The 1527-nt window shown below is 43.1% G+C and carries 1 protein-coding gene; it reads right to left on the bottom strand.

Annotated elements, in window-relative coordinates:
- Positions 1 to 256: 256 nt before the first annotated feature.
- Positions 257 to 1459: an MFS transporter gene (locus CHI10_RS17415; RefSeq protein WP_095245478.1), complete on the bottom strand. Its 1203-nt coding sequence runs from the start codon at positions 1457 to 1459 to the stop codon at positions 257 to 259.
- Positions 1460 to 1527: the final 68 nt, after the last annotated feature.

The raw sequence follows: 1527 nt of genomic DNA, 5'->3' as shown, positions 1-1527 counted from the left end.
AATCTAACTTCAGAATTTACCTTCTTATCTTTTAAAAAAACGCATAATACGCCAATTTTCATCCTTTATCCTTATATTGTAGCAAAAATTTTTCTGCAAAAAATTTCATTTCTCTATCATTTTTGAAACATTGCTGTATTCCTGTGTAATATTTTTAATAGTTAGAATCAGCTTCACTCTTTTAATACCACCTCAAATCAAAATAAAAACTGGCAGACAGAAATATATATTCCTGCCTGCCAGTTTTCATTCTTCATTATGAGGCCTGCTGCGGCCGGGCGGCCCGGCGCCGTTTCCCATAGATGACTGTAACAGCCATGCCCAGAATCAGGAACACACTTGATATTTGGAAGAGCGCCGCCGTTTCCACAAACTGTGCAAGCACCCCAAATACAAGCCCGCTTAGTCCAATGCCAAGGTCGATGGAGGAGAAGAACATTCCATTTGCCACACCGCGCCGGTTGGATGGTGTCATGGATAACGTCCAGGACTGCAGAGTAGGAATCAATGAGCCAAAGCCAATTCCAAACAAGATTCCGCTAATGATAATAAACACATTCGAATGAGCGAAGGAAAGTACCCACATTCCTATGAAAGTCAGGAACGTGCACAGCAGCACGAGCTCCATCGGCCCCCGCTGGTCAAACCACTTTCCGGCAACCGGCCTTGATAGCGATGCCATAATCGCATTAAACAGGTAGAATAGGAATATTTGATCAATGCCCCGCTCTTCGCCAAAAATAACGATGAACGTTACGATGGAGCCATATCCAAAGGTCACAAGTATTGTGATGAACGCAGGAAACCAGCTGGATTTTTCAACTAAAGAGCCCAGATAAGAGAATTTAAGATCTTCTTTCCTTGTTTTCATAACAGCCTCAGGCGTTTCGTAGCGGACAATGGCCAGGAGCACAATGGCAATCACCCCTAGTACGCTTGAGATATAAATAAGATTTGTAAAGGAAGTAATCTGATATAGATAGATTCCAAGACTTGGAGCAATGATCATTCCAATCGTAACGCTCAGGCCATAGTAACCCATTCCCTCTCCGAGCCTGGAATTAGGCACTACATCTACAGCCGCTGTCCCATTCACAGTAGTTGACCAGCCCCATGCAAGGCCATGAATGAATCGGAACAACAGAAAAATCATCACCACGCTTGAAAGCGGATAAATAATGGTTATTGCCAAAAGCGCTGCTGCACCAATCAGTACCAGCTGCTTTCTTGCTTTATATTCCAGCATGAACCCGATGAAAGGCCTGCTCAAAACGGCTCCAATCGAAAACAGTGCCGTTACCAGCCCAATTTCAAGACCAGTCGCCCCAATGGACTTTATATATGGAGGCAATGTTGGAATCAGCATCTGAAACGACATAAAAACAAACAAATTCCCAACCATCAGCATAATGAAAGACTTTGTCCATAAAGTCTCTTTTGCAGCCTTTTCCAAGTGCATCCCCCTTTCATCTATTAAAGAAAATGATTAAGTGAAACTTCAATCATTGGGGGTTTTCCTTATCCCCC

It is taken from the genome of Bacillus sp. 7894-2, from assembly GCF_002272225.1.
Taxonomy (GTDB): Bacteria; Bacillota; Bacilli; order Bacillales; family Cytobacillaceae; genus Cytobacillus.
Note: the sequence above shows the minus strand (reverse complement) of the source record. Positions and strands in the feature narration are given on the sequence as shown.